General features: G+C 65.0%; 22 protein-coding genes and 2 tRNA genes. 16 read left to right on the top strand and 8 right to left on the bottom strand.

Annotated elements, in window-relative coordinates; all coding sequences use genetic code 11:
* Nucleotides 1-887 (bottom strand): DEAD/DEAH box helicase (locus P409_RS08765; protein ID WP_034834400.1); only part of this gene is annotated, 887 nt, incomplete at its 3' end.
* A gap of 370 nt (nt 888-1,257) precedes the next feature.
* Here P409_RS08765 and P409_RS08770 point away from each other — a divergent pair.
* The 3 genes from P409_RS08770 (at nt 1,258) to P409_RS08780 (ending at nt 1,868) form a co-directional block, all read left to right on the top strand.
* Nucleotides 1,258-1,334, top strand: a tRNA-Pro gene (locus P409_RS08770).
* A 125-nt stretch (nt 1,335-1,459) separates the two neighbouring features.
* The gene (locus tag P409_RS08775; RefSeq protein WP_034834403.1) at nt 1,460-1,750 is read left to right on the top strand and encodes an ETC complex I subunit; all 291 of its coding nucleotides are present in this window, start codon (nt 1,460-1,462) and stop codon (nt 1,748-1,750) included.
* 41 nt (nt 1,751-1,791) lie between these two features.
* Nucleotides 1,792-1,868: transfer RNA gene (locus P409_RS08780), tRNA-Arg, on the top strand.
* A gap of 20 nt (nt 1,869-1,888) precedes the next feature.
* On the opposite strand, the gene P409_RS08785 is transcribed toward P409_RS08780, so the two are convergent.
* The 5 genes from P409_RS08785 to P409_RS41515 form a co-directional block, all read right to left on the bottom strand.
* Nucleotides 1,889-3,034 (bottom strand): tyrosine-type recombinase/integrase, encoded by a 1,146-nt coding sequence (locus P409_RS08785; RefSeq protein WP_034834405.1) that lies wholly within the window; start codon nt 3,032-3,034, stop codon nt 1,889-1,891.
* Entirely contained in the window at nt 3,021-3,296 is a 276-nt protein-coding gene (locus P409_RS08790; RefSeq protein WP_034834408.1) for a hypothetical protein, read from the bottom strand. The genes P409_RS08785 and P409_RS08790 overlap by 14 nt, the downstream gene beginning before the upstream one ends.
* Nucleotides 3,289-3,477 (bottom strand): hypothetical protein, encoded by a 189-nt coding sequence (locus P409_RS08795; protein ID WP_152613301.1) that lies wholly within the window; start codon nt 3,475-3,477, stop codon nt 3,289-3,291. Before P409_RS08795 ends, P409_RS08790 begins: the two co-directional genes overlap by 8 nt.
* Before the next feature lie 231 nt (nt 3,478-3,708).
* Entirely contained in the window at nt 3,709-4,320 is a 612-nt protein-coding gene (locus P409_RS08800) for a hypothetical protein (protein ID WP_034834414.1), read from the bottom strand.
* A 155-nt stretch (nt 4,321-4,475) separates the two neighbouring features.
* Entirely contained in the window at nt 4,476-5,108 is a 633-nt protein-coding gene (locus P409_RS41515; protein ID WP_081991374.1) for a helix-turn-helix domain-containing protein, read from the bottom strand.
* Between the two features lie 83 nt (nt 5,109-5,191).
* Here P409_RS41515 and P409_RS08805 point away from each other — a divergent pair, with 83 nt between their 5' ends.
* The 7 genes from P409_RS08805 (at nt 5,192) to P409_RS08835 (ending at nt 11,226) form a co-directional block, all read left to right on the top strand.
* Nucleotides 5,192-5,437, top strand: a complete 246-nt coding sequence (locus P409_RS08805) for a helix-turn-helix domain-containing protein (RefSeq protein WP_081991375.1) — start codon at nt 5,192-5,194, stop codon at nt 5,435-5,437.
* A gap of 499 nt (nt 5,438-5,936) precedes the next feature.
* The gene (locus P409_RS08810; protein WP_034834416.1) at nt 5,937-6,248 is read left to right on the top strand and encodes a hypothetical protein; all 312 of its coding nucleotides are present in this window, start codon (nt 5,937-5,939) and stop codon (nt 6,246-6,248) included.
* 206 nt (nt 6,249-6,454) lie between these two features.
* Nucleotides 6,455-6,955 (top strand): hypothetical protein, encoded by a 501-nt coding sequence (locus P409_RS08815; RefSeq protein ID WP_034834418.1) that lies wholly within the window; start codon nt 6,455-6,457, stop codon nt 6,953-6,955.
* A 100-nt stretch (nt 6,956-7,055) separates the two neighbouring features.
* The gene (locus P409_RS08820) at nt 7,056-9,725 is read left to right on the top strand and encodes a CHC2 zinc finger domain-containing protein (protein ID WP_052120223.1); all 2,670 of its coding nucleotides are present in this window, start codon (nt 7,056-7,058) and stop codon (nt 9,723-9,725) included.
* 163 nt (nt 9,726-9,888) lie between these two features.
* Nucleotides 9,889-10,236, top strand: coding sequence for a hypothetical protein (locus P409_RS08825; protein ID WP_034834421.1), 348 nt, complete (start codon nt 9,889-9,891; stop codon nt 10,234-10,236).
* A 28-nt stretch (nt 10,237-10,264) separates the two neighbouring features.
* Nucleotides 10,265-10,639, top strand: a complete 375-nt coding sequence (locus P409_RS08830; protein ID WP_034834424.1) for a hypothetical protein — start codon at nt 10,265-10,267, stop codon at nt 10,637-10,639.
* Nucleotides 10,640-10,743: 104 nt separating this feature from the next.
* Nucleotides 10,744-11,226, top strand: a complete 483-nt coding sequence (locus tag P409_RS08835; protein ID WP_034834426.1) for a hypothetical protein — start codon at nt 10,744-10,746, stop codon at nt 11,224-11,226.
* A 115-nt stretch (nt 11,227-11,341) separates the two neighbouring features.
* On the opposite strand, the gene P409_RS41520 is transcribed toward P409_RS08835, so the two are convergent.
* On the bottom strand, nt 11,342-11,707 hold the full coding sequence (locus tag P409_RS41520) for a 4-fold beta flower protein (RefSeq protein WP_430515628.1): 366 nt from the start codon (nt 11,705-11,707) through the stop codon (nt 11,342-11,344).
* A 73-nt stretch (nt 11,708-11,780) separates the two neighbouring features.
* Nucleotides 11,781-12,068, bottom strand: a complete 288-nt coding sequence (locus P409_RS08840) for a hypothetical protein (RefSeq protein WP_034834427.1) — start codon at nt 12,066-12,068, stop codon at nt 11,781-11,783.
* Between the two features lie 105 nt (nt 12,069-12,173).
* On the opposite strand from P409_RS08840, the gene P409_RS08845 reads away from it, so the two are divergent.
* The 6 genes from P409_RS08845 to P409_RS08870 all read left to right on the top strand — a co-directional run.
* Nucleotides 12,174-12,410, top strand: a complete 237-nt coding sequence (locus P409_RS08845; protein WP_034834428.1) for a hypothetical protein — start codon at nt 12,174-12,176, stop codon at nt 12,408-12,410.
* Nucleotides 12,411-12,443: 33 nt separating this feature from the next.
* The gene (locus tag P409_RS08850; RefSeq protein WP_034834429.1) at nt 12,444-12,725 is read left to right on the top strand and encodes a hypothetical protein; all 282 of its coding nucleotides are present in this window, start codon (nt 12,444-12,446) and stop codon (nt 12,723-12,725) included.
* Nucleotides 12,712-14,082 (top strand): hypothetical protein, encoded by a 1,371-nt coding sequence (locus tag P409_RS08855; protein ID WP_052120224.1) that lies wholly within the window; start codon nt 12,712-12,714, stop codon nt 14,080-14,082. The genes P409_RS08850 and P409_RS08855 overlap by 14 nt, the downstream gene beginning before the upstream one ends.
* A 1-nt stretch (nt 14,083) precedes the next feature.
* Nucleotides 14,084-16,021: a hypothetical protein gene (locus P409_RS08860; RefSeq protein ID WP_052120226.1), complete on the top strand. Its 1,938-nt coding sequence runs from the start codon at nt 14,084-14,086 to the stop codon at nt 16,019-16,021.
* Complete coding sequence (locus tag P409_RS08865; protein ID WP_034834430.1) at nt 16,018-16,311, top strand: hypothetical protein; 294 nt, start codon at nt 16,018-16,020, stop codon at nt 16,309-16,311. Before P409_RS08860 ends, P409_RS08865 begins: the two co-directional genes overlap by 4 nt.
* Nucleotides 16,312-16,359: 48 nt before the next feature.
* Nucleotides 16,360-16,563: hypothetical protein (locus P409_RS08870; RefSeq protein WP_034834432.1), on the top strand; the 204-nt coding region annotated here is incomplete at its 3' end.

Raw genomic sequence — 16,563 nt, forward strand, 5'->3', positions numbered from 1 at the left:
ACCCGCGCCCGGCCGTCGCGCAGCGCCTGCAGCGCCCGGTTGCGCTCGACCTGGCTCAGCTCGCCCGACAGCGCCGCCACGGCGAAGCCGCGCTCGAGCAGGTTGCCCTGAAGGCGGCGGACCGCCTCGCGGGTCGAGCAGAACACGATGGCGCCGCGGGCCTCGAAGAAGCGCAGGATGTTGACGACGGCGCGCTCCGCCTCGTGCGGCGCGACCGGCATGGCCCTGTACTCGATGTCGCGGTGCGGCTCGTCGCGCGACGACATGGCGATGCGCAGGGCATCGTGCTGGAAGCGCCGGGCGAGAGCGATGATCTCCTTCGGCAGCGTGGCCGAGAACAGCAAGGTTCGCCGCTCCGCCGGGGCGGCGTCGAGGATCGCCTCGAGATCCTCGCGGAAGCCGAGATCGAGCATCTCGTCGGCCTCGTCCAGCACCACGGCGTGCAATGCCGAGAGGTCGAGTTGGCCGCGCTCGATATGGTCGCGCAGGCGCCCCGGCGTGCCGACGACGATGTGGCATCCGGCGGCCAGCAGGCGCTGCTCGCGCCGGGCATCCATGCCGCCGACGCAGGCCAGGACGCGGCCGCCGGCCGGCTGGTACAGCCACTCCAGCTCGCGCTGCACCTGCAGCGCCAGCTCGCGGGTCGGCGCGATCACCAGCGCGACCGGGGCCGCGCCCGGACCGAGGCGCTCGGCGTCGCCCAGCAGGGTGCTGCCGAGGGCCAGGCCATAGGCCACGGTCTTCCCCGAGCCGGTCTGGGCCGAGACCAGCAGGTCACGGCCGGCATTGTCGGGTTGCAGCACGGCCGCCTGGACCGGCGTGGGCTCGGCATAGCCGCGCTCGGACAGCGCGCGCAGCAGGCTGGCGGGGGCGGGGGAAAAGGACATGTCGCACAGGACCCTTGTTTCGAGCCGTGGCGGACACTGCTCCTGAGGGGGATTCCGACCTTCCGAAATGCCAAAACGCGGCGCCGCATCGCTGCGGGCCGGTCTAACGGCAGGAGATCGACTGGATCGTCGCGCGCATCGATACCCGAGCCTGGCCCGGCGCACAAGGGCCATGCTCGGCTTGAGAGAGGGCAGGCTCGCCCGGGCGTCGCAGCGCGGAGGATGGAACGGATGCTGAATGCCGGTCCAGATCATGTCGTGGCTTTTCCAACCGGCGCATGCCGATCAGCGTCAGTCCGTTCCCTTCCATCTGCACACGATGCTTGCAAAAGTGAGGCGTTCCCTCTAGGAAAACTGCGGTGTTTGGCTTCGGGGCGTAGCGCAGTCTGGTAGCGCGCCTGCTTTGGGAGCAGGATGTCGGGAGTTCGAATCTCTCCGCCCCGACCATCCCGTCCGAGCCCCCGGCCTACAGCGCTGTTCCCATCGACCGAGCTTGATGGTAGGAGGAGGCTGGGCGGCGGCCGGCGAATCCTCGCGGCCGCGCAGGGATCAGTCAGAGGGTCGGCCGAGGCATGCAGGCGCGCATCTACCGTCGTTCGAAATCCGCGATGCAGAGCGGCCGCGGCAAGGTCCATGACTGGGTCCTGGAATACGAGCCCGCGACGCCGCGCCGGCCGGAGCCGCTGATGGGCTGGGTCGCCTCGGGCGACACGCTGAACCAGGTCCAGCTCACCTTCCCGAGCAAGGAGGAGGCGGTCGCCTTCGCCGAGCGCAAGAGCATCGCCTATTCGGTGCTGCCGGAGCATGAGCGCCGGGTGGTGCCGCGCAACTATGCCGACAATTTCCGCCCGCGGCCGCGCTGAGCGCAGCCGCAGGGACCGGGCGCCAGGCGCCCGGCCGCAACGGCCCCGTAGCTCAGCTGGATAGAGCACCCGCCTTCTAAGCGGACGGTCGCTGGTTCGAGTCCAGCCGGGGTCGCCACTTTTCCAACAGATCGCATTCTAGCTTTCCAACTGCCGACGCTCGCGCCAGGCCTGCAGCATGGCGATGGCGAGGTCGGATTGCTCCTTCGTGGTCGGATTGTAGACGCGCAGGATCCGGACCACCGACTCGATGCTGTGCCCTGTGATCGCGCTGATCAGCTGCGGCGTGCAGCCGGCGAGGGAGAGGCGCACGACCGAGCTGCGGCGCAGGTCGATGAACTGCTTCTCCTTGAACCCCGCCGAGTCGGCGATCTCGCGGAATAGGTGGCTGAAGTTGTCGCCCTTGTAGGGCCGGCCGGTCTCCTCGCTGATCACCATGGCGCGGCCGTCGCGGACCTCGGGATCGTTGGTCATCCGGTACACGCCGTCCGCGTCCCTGGTCATCTCAATGGCATCGCGCAGCTCGGGGAGCGCCTTCACCGAGACGAGCGTCTGGGTCTTGCTCTGATGCACCAGCAGGCGCTCGCCGTCCCAGCGGCCCCAGGTCATTCCGAGGACGTCGCCGCGGCGCTGTCCCATGTCGAAGGCGATCAGCACCGCCAGGGCGATCGACGCGCGGCCCATCTCGATCGCCTTCTTCACCAGCCGCCAGACCTCGTCCTCCGACCAGACGATCTGCCGCGGCGGCGGCTTCAGCAGCTTGAGATTGAAAGCGGGATTGTCCTTTCGCAGCCCGTGCTCCATCGCCTCCGACAGCAGGAACCGGAGCCACTTGATTACGCGGTTGGTCTTGTCCTGGGTGAACCCCTGATCCCGCATGTTCTGGACCAGCTGCCGGATGTGCGGGCGCTGCAGCGTGGATGCTTGCTGCTTTCGGGTCTGAACCAGGAGGCCGGTGTAGTAGTCGAATTCGTCCTTGGTCTTCTTCGGCCGCTGCTTCCAGGCGTCGGTCTTCTTGTGCTCCTGGATCAGCCAGTCGAACGTGCCGCGCGGGGCAGGGGGCGTCTTGCCGCCTGGGTCGGGGCGGCCGGTACGGCGAGCTAGTTTCCGCTCCTGCTGCAGCCGGTCCCAATCGTCATTGAGTGCCTTGACGATCCGCGCGGCCTCAACCTCGTCGGCGCCAAGCGGCTGCGGCAGAAAGCCGGCGGCGCGCATGGACTTCGACGGCTGGAAGAAACAGCGGCCGCCGCGGATCCGCAGATGGCGGACCTCAAATTTCGCCATTCTGCAGCGCGCGCTCGAACTCGGAGGGCTGATTGATGTTGGCCGCGTCGACCAAGCCAGCGCGCATGTCGAGCCAGTGTTCGATGGCCTTGATGTCCCAGCGGCCCAGGAAGAGGGGATCAGCCTCGGGCATGCCCTGGCGCTTCAGTTCCTGCGACCGGCGGCGCATCGTCTCGACGGACATGCCGAGGCGCCAAGCCACCTGTTCTTCGGTCCAGATCCTGGGGACCACGTCCGGACGAGGCTTCCGCCGCTCAGCCATCGTGGCTCTCGTCGCAATCGTTCTCGACGAGGCAATGGTCTGCAATACACCAGCCGTTGCAGTTCGGATCTAACCCGCCATGCCGACACATGCAGTCCGGCGGCCAGCACTCCAGCAGCCGATCGATGTCGATGAAATCATCGTCGTCCATATCGAGCGCCACCAGCTCCGCGGCGCTCACCAACGGCGTTTCACGCGTCAGAGGGGGTGGCATCGTGCGACCCCCTACATCGGCGGCAGGGCGTTGGCGCCCAGCCAGTAGCCCGCCCCGATGCCGAGAACGATGCAGGCGGCGCCGGCGAGAAGGACGATCGTGATGCAATCCATGCAGTGGTGCTCGGGCGCTAGGGGTTAAGAAAGGGGCCGTGGCCTGGGTTCTCCAAGCCACGGGTCTGGTGCCACTGATTAAGAATCAGTTGGCGCTGCGCCGACGCTCGATCGCCTCACCCTCGTCAGAGAATTCGGAGATTAGGTCTTCGGTCACGTATCCATGGCTGTCGCCCAGTTCGGCGAGCCCACGGAATTTCGCGAACACCCCGGCGACGGTGGTGGCCGGGGTGAAGAAGAGGTCCTTGATGGCCTTACGCTCCGCCTTGAGGGCGGCATCGGCTGCACGCTTGAGTGTCTTCATTTTCGTGGGAGCGCCGGACGCCATATGCTCAGCCTTACGCTGGCGGAGTTCGGCCCTCAACAGCTTCAGCTTGTCGAGGGTTTCGGTCTTCTCGCCCACCGCGAAGGCGATGGTCTCGGCCTCTCGTTCCTCGCTGAGCCCGAGATTCCGGATCTCCTTGATGACGGCATCGTAGTGATCAGCCCGCTTTCGTGCCCACTCGTCGATCTCTACCAGCGACCTCGCGAATTTCTTGTGTCCGTCCGTGCATTCGAAGAGGACGACGCGCGGCTCGGGAGCAAACGCCGTGTCCTCAGCGGCTGCTGCGCTCTCATACGCCCTGTGCGCGGCGACGAAGCTATCGTAGGCGATGACGGCCGGGTCGATGTCGGACGGAATGATATCTCGTGGCATATCTGCCTCCTATGGCGAGCCGGTCATGGCTCGTCACGGAATATGCCAAATTGGACTAGACTCGTCAATGTCAAAATTAGGCTCTCAGTCAGCGCGTCCGGCGCAACTGGCCCATTGTGGCTCAGGCCTCGACGCTGCCGGTCGCGCGTGGAGAGTTAAGTGTGAGGTGGTGCGCGGCGCTTGCGATATCGGAGTTCTATGAGAGCCGCCCACTCGACCTGAACCTCGGAAATCTGCGGAAGTGAGTTGCCGTACGTCGTTAAAGAATAAGTGTCAGGTCGGGAGCCGGGCATCAAGGTTCTCACAAACGTCCGGCCATCTCTTAGATGTGTCACGCATTCTGAGCCAATAAGGTCACGGGGATCTGCGGCGCCGCGCCGATATCCAATGATGTCGCGATCATAGTAGCTGGGCGGCATGACATCGCCTTGAACCAGTAGCGCCTCCATTCCCGGCGTCGCTCCTGGCACTTCCACCATTTCCTGCGGCCGGCCCTCCGTCAAAAATCGGATCTCACCCCCTGGAACGAGGTATCCAACTATTGGAATTCTGTGAGGCAGGAGTGGGCGAGTAAGGCTTGCTTCGAAATGTGAATCTTGTTCGGGCTCCGCAAGCAACTCGGCGGCGGACATGCCGAATGCGGCGGCGATTTTGTCAAGGTGCCACTTCTTAGGGTCACGAACGCCTCGCTCAAAACGAGTGATTACTGATTGTGAAAGGCCAGATTCCGCAGCAAGGCGTTGCTGGCTCCAGCCGCGTTCGGCTCGTAGGCGAGCGATTTGCTTCATCAGGTGATTATGCCAGTCCGTCCTCACGAGTGTCGGGCCGTTTTGGGGTTGAAATCAAGTCCAGAACGGCATATATAGAGGGCATGAAGCTCAGAGAATGGCGTCGGCAATGCGGTCTCACGCAGGCCGCGATAGCCTCGATGATAGGCACCAAGCAACCGGCTGTTGCCAAGTACGAGGCCGGACGGCGCATTCCGGCGCCGTCCGTGATGCGCCGGATCGCGTTGATCAGCAACGGCGCCGTTACAGCCATCGACTTCTACCATCTCGACGAAACCAGTGCCCTCCTGATCGAGTCTTGCGGCCCTGTCGATGGGTGCGCCGCATGACGGCGAGCCGCTACAGTGAGCGCTGCGGCGCCTGGGCGCGTGTGGCTCCGAGCTGGCCGGGAATGGCGCTGGCATCTGGCATGCCCGGGTCATCACGCGACCATCAACTCGCGGCTCCATCGCTCCGGCAGCGCGGCCAGGTCGGCGCAAAGGCGCCGCACGGCATCAACGATCTTCGCCATAGCTCGTTCTCCTGTCTGGTTGCCCACCTCGCGCCGGGGCCGGATCCAATCTGTCCGGCCCCGGCCGCACCGAGAGTGCGCCGGGCGCTGGGGAGCCACCCGTCGCGCGCTCTCGATCTCTTTGGCGCCCCGCGCCGGCTGACCTGTTTCGACGTGAGAGGGCGTTCCACCGCCCTCGCTTCCGGCTCCCCTCTGCTTTGTCCTGGTGTTCATGGAGTTCCTCTCGTCTGCGCTTCAATCGATAGCGCAGGAGTTGTCCCGACATGCGGGCGAACCCGTCCCGAGACGCGGGAAGATCCTTCCCGACCGGCCTTCCCATGACCGCAGCTGAATCCTTTGTCGACGAGATGCGCGAACTGGTGCGCCTGGCCGCTTATCCGGGCGAGCCCGGCGAGACGGTCAAGGGGTCCATTCGCCGTGCAGCGCGCCGGCTCCGGATCTCATTCACCCAATGCCGGCGCCTCTGGTACGGCGAGCGCGCCGCGATCCTGGCCCACGAGGTCGAGGAGATCCGCCGCCGCGCCGCTGCGGTTCTTGAGGAGGTCGAGGCCGCGGCTGACCACAAGCTTGAACTGGTCCGCGCGAAGCGGGCCTCCCTTCAACAGCGGGAGCATCAATGCGCCGCATGATGGCCGCCACCATGCAGTGGTTCCACGCAACCATGTCCGATTGGCACTTCGTCCGCGCCGAGCGGTGGGCCGAAAGGGCTCGCCGCTGGCGGAGAGGCCGGCGGTAGCACGCATTCCACCCACGACCTGAACTCAGGACCGCTCCCTTACCAAGGGAGTGCTCCACCGCGGCGTCGCGATGCCGCGACCAACAACACGGAGCGCACATGTTCCCGATCGTCTCAATCGACCCTCGCGAGCCCATCTATGCCAGAGAGCAGAAGCCGCGCCTGCTGGAGTCTGTCCGCAACAAGCGTGCCGGACATCTGACCCCGATCTTGGAAGCCGTCGACAAGGCGGACACACTCTACATGGTGGTCCCGCAGTGCGACGGACCTCTCGCTCCACACGAATTTTCACTGCCGGGCGACCGGTCGTCGATCGTTCTTCTCGGCGACGACTACGACGCCGCATTCGGGCCGAAAGGTTTTCACAAACCCTCCGTTCGAAGCGCCATCAGGTCTGCCGCCGACGTCGTGATCGTCTCATCCGGCAGCGATACGCCGGTCTATGGCCTGGCGGCCGCTATCGCCGTCCTGATGAAGCGGCCAGTCGTCATCATCGAAACACGGCTGGAGCAGGAACAGCCGTGGATCGATTTCGTCCGCTCAGTTGACGTCGCAAAACACATCACCCTCAGTACCGTGTCAGCCATGGGCAACGCGTAGCAACTAGCTCCGCCCCGCCATCAGTCGTCGGCCTGCCTGAAGCAACGGCGCATCCGCCGCGCTTAGCGCCTCGCGAAACCCCAGCGGACAAGAGTTCTCGGTGACCAGCCTGCGCATCGATGCCAACGCCGTTCGCGACGCCATTCCGCTTCCCGATCTGATCGGCCGTTACGTCACGCTCGTTCCGGACGGCCGCGAGTTCAAGGCCTGCTGTCCGTTCCACAAGGAGAAGACGCCCAGCTTTCACGTCGTTCCGGAGAAGGGTTTCTACCACTGCTTCGGCTGCGGCGCGCATGGCGACGGCATCGACTTTGTGATGGAGCAGCACGGCGTCGGCTTTCGCGAGGCGTGCCAGATCATCGCGGGCGACAACGTCGTGCCGGCCACGACGCGCCCGAAGCGCGACACGCCTTCGCGTCCGGATCCTTACGACGCCTATAAGCCGATCATCCCCGTGCCAGCTGACGCCCCAGCCATAGTCGCCGGCTCGCGCACGCCCAAGGTGATCAACATCAAGCGGGAGGACGATCCTGACCGCCGCGAGAAGTCTTATCGCCCATCCCTGGTGCACCCCTACCGCACCGCCGATGGATCGCTCATCGGCTATGTCATCCGTGTCGACATCGACACCGAGCACAAGATCACCCCAGCTATCATGTTCTGCGAGACGCCAGGCGGTGAGCGCCGCTGGTGCCTCCGCAAATTTCCTACGCCGGCCCTCCTCTATGGCCTTGACCGGCTAACCTCGGACAGGACGCGAGTGGTGTGCGAGGGTGAGAAGGCTGCTGACGCGGCCTATCGCATGCTGCCCAACAACCCATGCTTGGCATGGCCATCGGGTTCGAAAGCGTACCCCAGGGCCGACTTCACACCTCTGGCTGGGTCGAAGGTTCTGCTCTGGCCCGATGCCGACACCAACGGCAACGGCGAGGACGCCATGCGGGCTGTCGCGGAGATCCTGTTCGGCCTCGGGTGCGAGGTCGGCATGGTCGACGTCTCCGGCCTGGCCGAGATCAAGAACGGCTTCGACGCTGCCGATCTCCCGGAGGGAACCAACGTCGAGGAGTGGTTGAAGCCGCGCATCGTCGAATACGGCAGGACCGACCCAGGCGAGCATCCGACTCCCGCCAATGACCTTGGCCCGTCAGCGCCCGCAGAGTCGAAACGGCAAAGGCGCTCTCGTGCCCGGAACCAGCCGGCGAACAGCAACTCGCCTGACGGCGGTGGTCGCAGCGGCCGACCGACCATCCAGCTCGCGAACGATTGGGTGCACGAGAACGCGAACCAGACCGAAGACCTTCTGATCAAGGCCGGTCTCCCGATCTTCACACGAGCGGGTCACCTCGTTCGTCCTGTCACCGAACGTGTGCCGGCGGCGGACAACGATACGGTCCTGGTCGGCAAGTTCCGCGCGATGACCAGCCCCGAGCTGATCGACGCGATGGCGGAGGCCATTCGCTTCGAGCGGTACGATGGGCGGTCTGAAGATTGGGTTCCGGCGAAGCCGCCGCAGGACGTCGCCAGCATCCTCATGACCCGCGAAGGCCGGTGGCGGTTCCCCGCGGTCGTCGGCATCGTCACGACCCCGACGCTGCGTCGGGACGGCTCGGTCCTTTCCGAGCCGGGCTACGATCCGATCACGCGCGTCTTCTACGCGCCCGACAGCCGTCTGCGGATGCCGGCGCTGCCCGAGCGTCCGTCGCAAGAGGATGCGGTCGCAGCCCTCGATCTGCTGAAAGACCTTCTGATCGAGTTCCCGTTCGTCTCGCCCGTCGATCGCGCCGTGGCGTTGTCCGGCATCCTGACAGCCGTCTGCCGGCCGGCGATGCCCGTCGCTCCGATGCATGCCATCAAGGCGAGCACTGCCGGCAGCGGCAAGACTTACCTGGTCGATGTCGCCAGCATCACCGCTACCGGCCAGCGGTGCCCCGTGATCACCATGGGAAAGGTGGAGGAGGAGACGGAGAAGCGCCTGGGCGCGCTCCTGATGGCCGGCGTTCCGATCATCTCGCTCGACAACTGCAACGGCGAGATGGGCGGCGACATGCTTTGCCAGATGGTAGAGCGCCCGATGGTCCGCGCCCGCATCCTGGGACGCTCCGAGGCCCCGGAGATCGAGGTCCGGTCGACCTGCTTCGCCACCGGCAACAACCTGCAGCTCCGAGGCGACATGACCCGCCGGGCCGTCGTCTGCAACCTCGATGCCGGCGTCGAGCGACCCGAGCTGCGGACCTTCACGTTCAAGCCGGCAGAGGTCGTCAGCGCGGATCGTGGGAAGTACGTCGCAGCCGCCCTGACAGTCGTCCGCGCCTATCTCGTCGCGGGCCGGCCCGGGAAGCTCCCGGCTATCGGGTCATACGAGGTCTGGTCCGACATGATCCGCTCGGCCCTCGTCTGGCTCGGCGAAGCCGATCCGGTCGCCAGCATGGAGAAGGCACGGGACGAGGATCCGCAGCTCATGGAGATCAAGGAAGTCTTCGGGCAGTGGCGGGACTGCCTTCAGCTCGGAGCGCGGTACACGCCTCGCGCGATCATCCACGAAGCCACGAACGTGTTCAACGAGAGCGGCACGCTGGCGCGTCCCGACTTCAGCGAGGCGATAATGAAGATCGCTGCCAATGGACGCCAGGTTTCATCGAAATCCCTCGGTCGATGGTTGATGCGACATCAGGGTCGTGTCGTCAACGGATTGAAAATCATCAGTTTTCCGGATGAGAAGCACGGCAACAAGTACTCTCTCGTGAGCGTCGAAGATGCTGTGTCGTCATGATCTTCGATGGGGGTTTCTGGGGTTTCTGGGGTTGATCCCATTACCCCGCGCGAAACTGTCAAAGGTCAGTAATGCTTACCTATGACAGTTTAAAGGTAGTGGCTGAAAAAACCCCCAAAAACCCCAGAAACCCCCTCCCGCCATACACAACAGGAGATGCCAGATGACCAACCCTCTAGAGCGGAAGCTGTGGTTCCGGGAATGGATGCCTTACTGCCTGACGAAACTTGACGAGGAGCGGTGCGGCAAGAACGTCTGGCTTCCGCTGAATCGCTATTACAAGCCGCTCGGGCAACCAAGCGATCAGTGGGTCGACTATTCCGGCTTCGCAGCATCAGCGATCAAGTTCGCGCGCGACCCGGCGTCAATCGAGGGCGTGTGGGTCAACGAAGCTAAGTCTCCTTATGGGGCAGAGCGGCATCTGTACCTTTACTCAGACAAGCCGGCGCACCGCTCCGACTATTTCGCTCGTCTCGGGAAGTTGATGACCCATGGGAAGGGCTGGAAGTGAATATCAGATACTGTGACCGGAGATGAAAATGACCCAGAAAGAGCATCGAGCTGCCTATATAGAGGCAATGATCTATCTGTATCAGCGGCGGCTCCACGCCGAGCACATTGAGAGTGAGGCCAACAAGGGGAAGCCAGTTTCGTTTAGTCTCATGACGCTCAGCGAGCTGGAGGCGTACACCGACCCGCCGGACGACCAGAAATCGGAGAGCATGCGGTGGCGAAAGGCCACCCACATGCTCGCAGCGCTGATGCCACTGTTCGCGAAGAATCACGAAGAAGCCCACGACCTCGTGGAGACTATCGCGGATCACTTCCCCGGCAAGGAGGGGCGCGTCAGCCACATGCTCGATCACGCACTGGACGGCGTCGCATTCAGCGACGGCGATCGCTGGTTCGCCTGACGGCATCAGTGGAAGCGAGAGAGAGCGGATTGACGATGCCGAAAAAGCGCAGTCGGGCAGGGCGCCCAAGGAAGATCGGGGCTCAGCGATACGCGAGCGGTCGGGTGAAGCCCGAAAGCACGCTACCGCCTCCCGAGGTGGTCGCGCGCCGCGGGACGGCTTGGCAGGACCAGGATGCCGGCGACATCTTCGGCATCATGCAGGCCCGCGGGCTCATCTCGCCGGATCTGAAGATCGCCGGGCAGAGCTACGCGGGACTCGTCCACCGCTACGAGCGGCTGATCGGCGCTCCGATCTGCGCGACCCAGCAGGAGGAGGGTGGGCGTGGAACCGCTCCGGAGGATCCTGTCGGCTACGCCAGGAGCCGCGCGCGTATGCTCGCGTCCCTGGCTGTCCTCCGTCGCCTGGACCATCGTTGCCTGGTCGCGATGGCTCGGGCCGTGGCCGCAGTCACGCATGAGCAGATCGCTGATACTCTGCAGTGGGCCGCCTGGATTGCGCCGGCGCTGCAGGCGCTGCACGAGGCTGCGGACGAGATTCGGGCTGCGGGGCGGACCGCAGCGGGTGCGATGATGGAGGCGGCGTAGCGCCTCAAGTGAGGCTTGTAATCTCGTTCGAGATATGGTCTATTGTCGAAATGCAGGGTGCCGTGTTGTGCCCGAAGAGAGCCCGCCCCGGGAAGCCGAGGCGGGCTTTTCGCATCTACCCGGCCAACCAAGCGGTGAAGCTCAGAGGGGACCATCCGCCGGACGGTGTGGACGGACGCGACGGCCTGGATGGGGTGGAGGGACGGGAAGGTCTCGCCGGCCTCGACGCCCGGCTAGCGCGTGACGGAGTCGAGGGCACTGAGGTGCCGATAGGCGGATGTCCGGACGAGAACGTCACTGGGCGACCTCGCCTGTCCCGAGCTGTCGTATGCTCGATGCTCCCAAGCCAATCCCCAGTGGCGGCAGACCAAGCATTCCCGTTCGATATGAACGCGACGTAGTTCATATCGGTATCGAAAATGTATCGGCCCGGGTCCACCCAGCCCACCAGAACACAATCCTTTGAGAATAAAGGTTCCATCAACACCCCCCTATTTGCATTTGTCGAGACAGAAATGCTGAACCAGATCGTGCCTGGACCGGATCGTTTTGAGCTACGGCGCGGTCCAAATGGCGTTTATCTCGTTGATGGGCGGGTGATCCCAGTTTGTGACGATCGCGCCGAGATAATCCGCAGCATTGATCACCGCGAGCTTGTCATTGGCGTCCATGACCGCAAGGACATGGGCATAGGCGTTCTGGGGATCGACGCCCGAATGGACGTAAAAAAGTGACAATTGGAATTGCCAGTTCGGCCCAAGCTCCCGGATTCGATTGCGAACAGCGTCGTAATTCTGTCCTGGGGAAAGTAAGTCGTACGCGATGAATAAATTGTAGGCCATGGTAAATCCTACCGTTCAAAAAATGGCGATTGAAACGAGCCATCCTATCATGAATCCGGCATCGAGTCCGCGGCACGGGTGAAGCACCCTTCTGTGGAGGCAGCTGTGGCCTACCAGACGATCGACACGCCCCCGCCGGCCGCCACCCGCGTTCTGTTCTACGGCGACGCCTTGGCCGGCGGGAAAGACAATGAGATCGGCTTCCGGATCGAGAGCACCCGCGAATGGTGGGAGCGCATCTCGCCCACCGTCATGGAGCTGAGGACCGAGACAACGTCGACCTGGAGCGTGCAGACGATCCGGCCGACGCACTGGCGCTATCTCGACGCGCCTGACCCGTAAACTTCCCAACCCATCAACCGGTTAGGAACTGATATGCCCGCCAGGAAGAACCCCGGCGGGGGCGTTAAGCAGGACAAGATCTGGCGCGATGCGATCCATCGCGCGGTGAAGCGACGGATGGGCGGCGAGGGGAACCCGCAGGCTCTGGACCAGCTGGCCGACCAGCTCGTTGCTGCGGGTCTGGGTGGCGACGTCTCCGCGCTCAAGGAAATCGGCGATCGCCTGGACGGCAAGCCCAAGCAGCAGGTCGAGCACAGCGGCGAGGATGGCGGCCCGCTGCGCGTTGAGGTGATCCGCTTCAGTGCCGGCGATTAGGATCCCGAACGGCTGGTCGCCGCGCTGGTATCAGCGGCCGTCCTGGGATGCATGGGAGCAGGGCTGCAAGCGTGAGCTGCTGATCTGGCACCGCCGCGCCGGCAAGGACGACGTGGCGCTGCACAAGGCCGCCGTGGCCGCGCATCTGCGGCCGGCGACGTACTGGCACATGCTGCCGGAGTATGCCCAGGCTCGGAAGGCGATCTGGGCAGCGGTCAACCCGCACACCGGGCGGCGGCGGATCGACGAAGCATTCCCGCTGGAGCTGCGGGCGAACACCAACGAGCAGGAGATGTTCATCCGGTTCAAGACCGGGGCCACCTGGCAGGTGGTCGGGTCGGATCGGTACAACAGCCTGGTCGGCACGCCGCCGGCCGGCGTGGTGCTGTCGGAATGGGCGCTGGCCAATCCAAGCGCATGGGCATACCTCGCGCCGATCCTGGCCGAGAATGGCGGTTGGGCGACGTTCATCACGACGCCGCGCGGCCGGAACCACGTGAAGACGATGCTGGACATGGCGCGCAACGACCCGCGCTGGTTCACCGAGGTCCTCACGGTCGAAGACACGAAGGCCATCTCGCTTGAGACGGTCGAAGAGCAGCGGAAGGATTACCACTCGCTCTACGGCGCCGATGCCGGTGATGCACTGATCGAGCAGGAGTACTGGTGCAGCTTCGAGGCGGCGATCCTCGGTGCCTATTGGGGCAAGGAGATGATCGCGGCCGAGCGCGCGGGCCGCATCACCGATGTGCCGCTGGACGAGGCCGTCAAGGTCGACACGGTCTGGGATCTGGGCATCGACGACAGCATGGCGCTCTGGTTCTTCCAGATCTGCGGTGCTGAGATCCACCTGATCGACTACCACGAGGCCAGCGGTCACGGCTTCGAGCACTACGCCCATGTCAAGCGAGACAAGGGGTACGACTACGGCATGGATTGGGTGCCGCACGACGCCCGAGTGCGGGAGCTGGGCACGGGCCGGACGCGGATCGAGACGATGAAGCTGATGGGGTTCAACCCGCGCCTGGTGCCCGATCACAAGGTCATGGACGGCATCAACGCGGCGCGCCAGACGCTGCCGCGGTGCTGGTTCGACGCGGTGAAATGCGAGCGCGGCATCGAGTGCCTGCGGCAATACCGGGCCGAGTGGGACGACGACAAGAAGGTGTTCAAGGAGCGCCCGCTGCACGATTGGGCGAGCCATGGCGCGGACGCCTTTCGCTACCTGTCGATGGCCTGGCGCGAGATGCGGCCGACGCCGGCCCCTCCGCCTGCGCCGCCCATGCGCGGCATTCGAGAGATGACCTTCGCCGAGGCGCTGAAGCGCGTCCAGCGGCCGAAGCGGACGAGGATCTGACATGGCGGATGCGACGGCGCGGCAGGACGTGGAGAAGGCCGCCGCGCCGGACAGCACGGTCGCGCGCTGGGTCCGGGAGATCGACGCCTACGACAAGGCCATGGAGGGCTGGACCCAGCGCGGCAAGGAGATCACCAAGCGTTACGCCGACCAGAGTAACGAGGGCAGCGACCAGCCACGCGAGGCGCGCAGGTTCGCCATCCTCTGGTCGAACGTCGAGACGATCCGCCCGGCGCTCTATGCCCGCACGCCACAGGCCACGGCGAGCCGGCGCTACAAGGATAACGACCCCGTCGCAAAGCAGGCGTCGGAGATCCTGGAGCGGGCGCTGAACTACTCGCTCGACGCCAACGACTTCGACGGCACGCTGCAGGACGATGTGCAGGATCTGCTGCTGCCGGGCCGCGGCCAGGTGTGGGTGCGGTACGACCCGTCGATGAAGATGGTCACGCCGCTGCCGGATCCGCTCACCGGCGAGCAGCCCGAGCCGTTTGAGCAGCTCGACTATGAGCGCGTTCTGGCCGAGTACGTCGACTGGCGCGACTTCGGCCATACCGTGGCGCGGACCTGGCGCGAGGTGTGGGCGGTGTGGCGGCGCTCCTATCTGACGAAGGAGCAGCTGCAGAAGCGGTTCCCGAAAACGTGGTCGAAGATCCCGCTGAACCACAAGCCGGTGTCCGAGGGACAGCAGGGGTCGACCGATGCCCCGTCCGTGACGGACAAGGCCGAGGTGTTCGAGATCTGGTCGAAGCGCGACCGGAAGGTGTTCTTCATCGTGAAGGGGATGGCCGAGCCGGCCGGCGTCGAAGACCCGTTCCTGCACTTCGATGGCTTCTTCCCGTGCCCGCGGCCGATCTACTCCTCGCGCACGACGAAGAGTCTGATCCCGACGCCGGACTACGTCTACTACCAGGACCAGGCAGAGGAGATCGACAAGCTCACCGAGCGGATCGGCAAGCTCGGCGATGCGCTGAAGCTGGCCGGCGTCTACCCGGCGGACGAGAAGTCGAACAACGGCATCGAACGGCTGCTCGATCCGACCACCGACAACATGCTGATCCCGATCGACAGCTGGGCGGCGTTTGCCGAGCGCGGCGGCATCAAGGGTGTGATCGAATGGCTGCCGATCGACATGGTCGTGCAGGTGCTGCAGGGCTGCATCGAGGCCCGCAAGCAGCTGATCGAGGACGTCTACCAGATCACCGGCATCAGCGACATTCTGCGGGGCGTGACCGAGGCCAGCGAGACGGCCACGGCGCAGAACATCAAGAGCCAGTGGGGCAGCCTCCGCATCCGCGACCGGCAGAAGGAGGTCGCCCGCTTCGCTCGGGACACGATCCGGCTGATGGGCGAGGTGATCGCCGAGGTGTTCCAGCCCGAGACGCTGCAGCAGATGACCGGCATGCAGGTGTCCGACGAAGTGATGGCTCTCCTGCGCAACAACATGGTCCGCTGCTTCCGCATCGACATCGAGACGGACAGCACCATCGAGCCGAACGAGGAAGAGCAGAAGAAGAGCGCGACCGAGTTCATCGGCATGGTGGGCCAGTTCCTGCAGCAGGCGCTTCCGGCGGTCCAGGCCGCGCCGCAGCTCATGCCGATGCTCGGCGAGATGCTGATGTTCGGCGTCCGAAACTTCCGGGCCGGCCGCAGCCTTGAGGACGTGATCGAGAAGACGATGGGCGAGATGGCGCAGCAGGTCATGCAGCCGAAGCCGCCGCCGCCTGATCCGAACATGGTGAAGGTGCAGGGCCAGCTTGAAGCCGACAAGGCGCGCATGGGCATGGAGCAGCAGATGCAGGCCCATGAGATGCAGCTGAAGGAACAAGCACAGAACCACGACATGGCGCTGAAGGAGCGTCAGACGATGCTGAACGCAGCGATCAAGGCCGCTCAGCCGGCGCCGCAGCCGGCCGGGCCGAGAGGGCCTGTGCAGTGAGCCGCCGCCTGATCTGGCACCCCGTCCGCCGGGAGTGGGTCGAGCCGCATGAGCGCCTAGTGCGCAATGTGCGCTTCGGCCGCGCGCCGATGGTCATCAGCGGCCATCTCGACGACGTGCTGAACCACGCGGACGGGAAGCGCTACAGCGACAAGCGGGCCTATGAGCGGGCCGTGCGGGCCGCCGGGTGCGAAATCGTCGGCAACGAGCATCTGCCCGACACGAAGCCGGCGGAGATGCCGCCGGTCGAGCCCGACATCGTGCGAGCGCTTGAGGAATTGGGCGCCTGAGCCCGACTAGCGGCGCGGACATCAACCGCGGCCGCGCAACCAGGACGAATGACCGACCTGACCAACGGCGCCGCTGACGCGGCTGTCGCCGACGATCTGCATGCCGACCTGGCCGCTGCGTTCGACACGCCGGCCGATGCTGGCGCCACCGCTGACGCTGGCCAGCCCGACGCCGGGACACAGCCGGCGCCCCAGGACGGCCCGGCACGCGACGAGCAGGGGCGATTCACGCCGAAGCCGGCGGATGCCACC

This window comes from Inquilinus limosus MP06 (assembly GCF_000767795.1).
In the GTDB taxonomy this organism is placed as follows: domain Bacteria; phylum Pseudomonadota; class Alphaproteobacteria; order DSM-16000; family Inquilinaceae; genus Inquilinus; species Inquilinus limosus_E.

Bases quoted from the DNA above. Each gene is read 5' to 3' on its own strand.
- P409_RS08805 (WP_081991375.1), top strand. From the start codon at position 5,192: ATGAAGCTCAGAGAATGGCGTCGGCAATGCGGTCTCACGCAGGCCGCG.
- P409_RS08830 (WP_034834424.1), top strand. From the start codon at position 10,265: ATGACCCAGAAAGAGCATCGAGCTGCCTATATAGAGGCAATGATCTAT.
- P409_RS08790 (WP_034834408.1), bottom strand. From the start codon at position 3,296: ATGGCTGAGCGGCGGAAGCCTCGTCCGGACGTGGTCCCCAGGATCTGG.
- P409_RS08825 (WP_034834421.1), top strand. From the start codon at position 9,889: ATGACCAACCCTCTAGAGCGGAAGCTGTGGTTCCGGGAATGGATGCCT.
- P409_RS08850 (WP_034834429.1), top strand. From the start codon at position 12,444: ATGCCCGCCAGGAAGAACCCCGGCGGGGGCGTTAAGCAGGACAAGATC.
- P409_RS41520 (WP_430515628.1), bottom strand. From the start codon at position 11,707: ATGGAACCTTTATTCTCAAAGGATTGTGTTCTGGTGGGCTGGGTGGAC.
- P409_RS08775 (WP_034834403.1), top strand. From the start codon at position 1,460: ATGCAGGCGCGCATCTACCGTCGTTCGAAATCCGCGATGCAGAGCGGC.
- P409_RS08785 (WP_034834405.1), bottom strand. From the start codon at position 3,034: ATGGCGAAATTTGAGGTCCGCCATCTGCGGATCCGCGGCGGCCGCTGT.
- P409_RS08840 (WP_034834427.1), bottom strand. From the start codon at position 12,068: ATGGCCTACAATTTATTCATCGCGTACGACTTACTTTCCCCAGGACAG.
- P409_RS08860 (WP_052120226.1), top strand. From the start codon at position 14,084: ATGGCGGATGCGACGGCGCGGCAGGACGTGGAGAAGGCCGCCGCGCCG.
- P409_RS08815 (WP_034834418.1), top strand. From the start codon at position 6,455: ATGTTCCCGATCGTCTCAATCGACCCTCGCGAGCCCATCTATGCCAGA.
- P409_RS41515 (WP_081991374.1), bottom strand. From the start codon at position 5,108: ATGAAGCAAATCGCTCGCCTACGAGCCGAACGCGGCTGGAGCCAGCAA.
- P409_RS08810 (WP_034834416.1), top strand. From the start codon at position 5,937: ATGACCGCAGCTGAATCCTTTGTCGACGAGATGCGCGAACTGGTGCGC.
- P409_RS08800 (WP_034834414.1), bottom strand. From the start codon at position 4,320: ATGCCACGAGATATCATTCCGTCCGACATCGACCCGGCCGTCATCGCC.